The sequence below is a fragment of the Streptococcus halitosis genome, assembly GCF_027691175.1.
In the GTDB taxonomy this organism is placed as follows: domain Bacteria; phylum Bacillota; class Bacilli; order Lactobacillales; family Streptococcaceae; genus Streptococcus; species Streptococcus halitosis_A.
Genome location: NZ_JAQFBD010000010.1, coordinates 1 through 5,634 on the forward strand (window position 1 = coordinate 1; position 5,634 = coordinate 5,634).

Annotated in this window: 2 protein-coding genes and 1 pseudogene; 1 reads left to right on the forward strand and 2 read right to left on the reverse strand. The window is 38.5% G+C overall.

Translation table 11 applies throughout. The annotated features are described in order from the left end of the window. Positions 1–2,900: antigen I/II family LPXTG-anchored adhesin (locus PG086_RS09620; protein ID WP_270748841.1), on the reverse strand; the 2,900-nt coding region annotated here is incomplete at its 3' end. Positions 2,901–3,193: 293 nt separating this feature from the next. On the opposite strand from PG086_RS09620, the pseudogene PG086_RS09625 reads away from it, so the two are divergent. Further along, positions 3,194–4,212, forward strand: a pseudogene (locus tag PG086_RS09625) (transposase). An 81-nt stretch (positions 4,213–4,293) separates the two neighbouring features. On the opposite strand, the gene PG086_RS09630 reads toward PG086_RS09625, so the two are convergent. After that, positions 4,294–5,634: SspB-related isopeptide-forming adhesin (locus PG086_RS09630; RefSeq protein WP_270748842.1), on the reverse strand; the 1,341-nt coding region annotated here is incomplete at its 5' end.

The window sequence follows — 5,634 nt, forward strand, 5'->3', positions numbered from 1 at the left end:
AATGGATCATAATTTGGCTCTTCTGGTTTTGATGGCTCTGGTTGATCTGGAGTCTTAACTGGTGGAGTTGGCTCATTTTCGTAGCTTGGTGCTACTGGAGCTGGGTCCAATGGTTTCTCCGTTTCATATGTTGGCTCTTCTGGTTTTGATGGCTCCGGTTGATCTGGAGTTTTTACCGGTGGTGTTGGCTCATTTTCATAGCTTGGTGCTACTGGAGCTGGGTCCAATGGTTTCTCTGTCTCATATGTTGGCTCTTCTGGTTTTGATGGTTCCGGTTGATCTGGAGTTTTTACCGGTGGTGTTGGCTCATTTTCATAGCTTGGCGCTACTGGAGCAGGCTCCAATGGTTTCTCTGTCTCATAAGTAGGAGCTTGTGGTTCAGTTGGTGCTACTGGCGGAGTTGGTTTTTCCTTGGTAATTTTTGGAACATTAACGGCACGAATCTTACCATTGAGTGAGTACCAGATGTTTGGTCTTTTACCTGTATCAACCGCCATAACTGGATCAGAAGGAACTACTAAAGTAGCAGAAGTTGCACCAACTGTCACACGGTTAGTTGTTCCTGACATTCGAATTGCTCCTGCACCATACCAAGAGTTTGGAGCATCTGATGAATCCCATCCTGAATTAGGCTGGCTATTTTTATACATTGTCCAGCGAGCTCCACCTTGCCCTTGTTTAAAGTTCAGGGTTTCTGTGGCATAAATCTTTCCGTCTTTTTCTCCAACAGATGAACCGGAAATTTTAATAAAGTTACCAGTGTAATCCTTGGCCATCTCAATAGAATTATTTTCTCTATTTAGAGATGCTACTGAAAGAAGGGCATTGTCAAAATTAATTGGTTGGTCATTTTCATCATAAAAGGTGAATTCATTCTTTACAAAAATTGATGTATTCTGCTCTGTGTTACCTGTGTATGCCGACGCAAAAACTCCTAGCGTTGGGTCACTAAAAATTCCCAACCATACATTTCCACTAGGATTTTTAAATCTCGAATCTTCATCTATAGTATACTTATAGACTATCTTGGAAACTTTCTTACCATTGTAGTACGTTTTTTGAAGGTTAGTATAAGTCGCAGTTACGCTTTGGCCACGTTTCAAAAGTACTGAGCCCCATTTCACCTCCGTATTATTCCCCACGTTGGTAGTCCAGGTTGATTTAGTCCCAATATTTCCGTACAACTCAACAGTTGAAGTAGCTGAATCAGCTTTCTCTAACCCTCTAATATCTAAGTCATCTAGCTGTAAGATTTTTTGATCATATTTGGCTTTCGATGTACTTTTACTAAAAGCTTCATCAACTACAGAGGATTTGAGAAGTGTGCCACCCTCTGTTGTCAAAGATAATTTAGCATCTGGCTCAGAATCATACACCAAACTTTGAGCAGATGGCTCCGTCAAATTTCCGTCTTCTGTCTTAGTTTGTTCAAGTTTTTTTAGAGCTTCTTTGATTTTTGCCTGCTCTTCATTGTACTCTTTGAGTTTCTGTGGATACTCATCTACATCTTTCTTATACTTGGCAAGGTCTGCTTCATATTTTGCAACTTTAGCTTCATAGTCTGCTTTGGCTTTAGCATTGCGTTGCTTGATTTCTTCATTCTCAGCTTGGAGTGCAGCATTTTTAGCAGTATTTTCCTTTACTGCTTTTTCATAAGCTTCTTTAGCTTCAGCATTAGCTTTTTGAACGCGAGCTAATTCCGTCTGGTATTCGGCTAGCTTAGCTTGGTAGTCTGCTTCATTGGTAGCATTTGCTTGCTTAACTGCCGCCAAATCTGCTTCATATTGCTTCAACGCTGCTTCATAAGTCGATTTTGCAGTAGCGTTACGTTGCTTAATCGCTTCATTATTAGCTTGAATCGCTGTGTTTTTGGCTGTGTTTTCTTCAACAGCTTTTTCATAGGCTGCTTTAGCTTGCGCATTAGCTTTTTGTACTCGAGCCAATTCTGTCTGATAAGCTGCTAATTTAGCTTGATAATCAGCATCATTATCTGCCTTAGCTTTCTTAACAGCTGCAAGATCTGCTTCATACTGCTTCATTGCCGCTTCATAAGTTGCTTTTGCAGTTTCATTACGTTGTTTAATCGCTTCATTTTCAGCTTGAAGCGCTGCATTCTTTGCAGTGTTTTCTTTTACTGCTTTATCATATGCCTCTTTAGCTTCAGCATTAGCTTTTTGTACTCGAGCTAATTCCGTCTGGTAAGCTGAAAGTTTATTTTGATAATCCTGTTGACTATCTTCATTTGCTTTTTTGACAGTTGCTAAATCTTTTTGATATTGTGCTAGCTTAGCCTCATATTCTGCTTTAGCTGTTGCATTAGCAGTGTTGATTTTTTCAACTTCTTCTTGATGACTTTTTAGATCTTTTTGATACTTGTCATCCGCTGCTTTGTTTTCAGCATTGATTTTATCTGTTTCTGCCTGATGAGCTGCGACTTCTTTTTTATATGCTTCAGTTGTTGTCTTTATTTCTTTAGCCTGTTTAGCATAGTCGCTTTTAATCACATCTTGTTTTTGAGCATTTTCTGTAGCAGTTGTGGCTGTTCCTTTGTCTTTTGTTTCATCTTGAACTACCTTAACTCCTGCAGATTTTGCATCGGCAACTGTTTTATCCAAATCAGCTGATGATACTTCTACTGGCAAAGCTGAGTCTTTAGAACCAGCCTTAGCTTGGCTCTCTTTGGCAACTTGGCTCATTTCACCCTGAGCTTCAGGTAGATTTGTGGCTGGGTTTCCTGTGGTAGCTACCTCAACTGTACTTGTACTAGTTGTCTCTGTAACTTCGTCAGCAAATACTGCTTTGTCTGCAAAAGCAATCAAAGCAGTTCCTAAAACAGCACCACACAAAGTTTTGGCAACTTTGCTTTTACGAAATCCATAGACTTCTTTTTTATTTTTCATTCTAATCCCTTTCTTATCTAAATTAATCATCTACCATCCATAGTAGCATTTTATGATGCGGGATGCAAACATTTACTCTCCCCCCTTCATTTATCGATAAATCTAACATATTTATAAATGAAATTAAAAAGAAGATGGCCACACCATCTTCTTTTTAATTTCATTTATTTTGGCTCTATAATATTTGTAGTGGTTAAATCCCCTATAGATATTATGGAGCCTATTTTGTTGTAGAAAAAAGTCCCATATGACCTATAATGAAAAGCAACCAAACCATCATTAGAAAGAGCCATATGGAACAATTACATTTTATCACAAAACTACTCGATATCAAAGACCCTAATATCCAAATTATAGACATCATCAATAAGGATACCCACAAGGAAATCATCGCTAAATTGGATTATGATGCCCCACTTTGTCCTGATTGCTGAAGCCAAATGAAGAAATATGACTTTCAAAAACCTTCTAAAATTCCTTACCTCGAAACAACTGGTATGCCTACTAGAATTCTCCTTAAAAAGCGACGTTTCAAGTGCTATCAGTGCTCGAAAATGATGGTCTCTGAGACTTCCCTAGTCAAGAAAAATCACCAAATCCCTCGTATGATCAACCAAAAATTACTCAGAAGTTGATTGAAAAAACTTCTATGACTGATATTGCTCATCAACTTTCCATTTCAACTTCAACTGTCATTCGCAAACTCAATGACTTCCGTTTTAAGCATGATTTTTCTCGTCTGCCTGAGATTATGTCCTAGGACGAGTATGCCTTCACTAAGGGAAAGATGAGTTTCATTGCGCAAGATTTTGAAAAGCTCAATATCATCACTGTTCTTGAGGGCAGAACACAAGCTATCAAGCGCTACTGGACGCTCATTCAACAAGATAGCCGTAAACTCAGCCATAAGAGATTTTATCGCCCTGCTTTTCGTATGCACTTAACGAATAGAGAAATTCTAGACAAGCTTTTGAGCTATTCAGAAGACTTGACACACCTCTATCAACTCTTGCTTTTTCACTTTCAGAATAAGGAACCAGAGAAATTTTTCGGACTCATTGAAGACAATATAAAGAAGGTTCATTCTCTTTTTCAGACTGTCTTTAAAACATTTCTAAAGGACAAAGGGAAAATCGTCAATGCCCTTCAGTTATCCTATTCCAACGCAAAATTGGAAGCGACTAATAATCTCATCAAACTTATCAAACGCAATGCCTTTGGTTTTCGGAACTTTGAAAACTTCAAAAAGAGAATTTTCATCGCTCTGAATATCAAAAAAGAAAGGACGAAATTTGTTCTTTCTCGAGCTTAGCTTTTCTTCAACCCACTACAGTTGACAATGAGCCTAAAAAAGAGGAAACAGAGTTCCTCTTTTCTATTTAACTTTTAGAGCTTAGTTGCTTTCGTCTTCTTTTCGTTTCAACTGACCAAGTCCTAAAACTCCTACTAAAGCTGCTAGACCAAGATATGGCATGTAGCTTGAATCATTTGTACCTGTTTGAGGTAGAGTAGGGTTTCCTTTTGGATTTGGATTTGGAGTAGGAGTTGTTGGCTCCTCTGGTTTCTTAGGTTCTGGCGTTGTCGTGCGAACTGTATTTGAAGCGTAAGCAACTTTGTTCACAGTATTTACATAGGTATTTTCAAAGGTTCCAACAGCAATTCGTTTCATTTGAATATAAGTCTCAGCCTGGAATGGAGAATCCAACTGAATCTCTTGAAGGAATTCCTTCTTGAAGCGAATGGTAATCATTCCCTTATCTTGGTCATGTTCAACCTGTGTTTCAGCGGTTAAGTCTGTCCCTGCCTTGATAACACGACCGTCTTTCAATCGGATATCAACCTTGGCAAGAACTTTATAGTTTCCAGTGTATTGATCACCTTTTTGGTCATAATCATCTACAAAACTATAGTCATTCAAGTCCTCAGAATGATTTTGTGGAATCAAACCACCGATTAAACGATAATTGAAGTACTGGTTCAACGGAATAGTTTGGCCATCAATATTGTCACTACTTGGATCCATACTGATTGTCACATCTTTTTTAGGTGTGATTTTCGGTACATTGTTGACAACTACTTCTGTAGCATAGCCATTTCCAAAATCAATTTGGTAGGCTTTGTTTTCATACTTACCACCCGTTTGACCAAATTCAGGTTTAACTGTCATCGGATCTGTGATGAGCAATGATTTTCCTGCTGCTACATAGTTCTTGTAGAATTCGGCTGGATTATCAGCTGAGAAGAGTTGGAAAGCACCTTTAACAGTGATGTTTGCTTTCTTCAACAAGTCCTGAACTTTCTTAGGAGCAGCTTCTAAACTATCAAATTGTTGAACACTGATACCTGATACAAGGTTGCCCTCTAGATCACGAATCTTAACCAATTCTGGTTGAAGGGTTAAGGCTTCTTCTGGATAATCATCTACATAGTAGAAGCCGTTTTGGATTGCTTCCTTAGAAGATTTATCACCTTTATATTGATCCAAATCCCATGTTAATTCGTAGTAGTTCGTTGAACCAGCTAGAACTTCTTTGCCATCAATATTCACACCTTGCTTGTTCTTGTTAACTTTCAAAGGCTTGATGTAGTTGTTGTTTGGATTGTCAGGATCATTTGGTTTACCTGGAGTCGTTACACGAACAATATTTGACTTAACACCGTAGGCATCGTTGACTGTCAATGTAAAGTTATTTGTATAAGTCGCCCCATCATTCAAGACACGACCAACAACCGT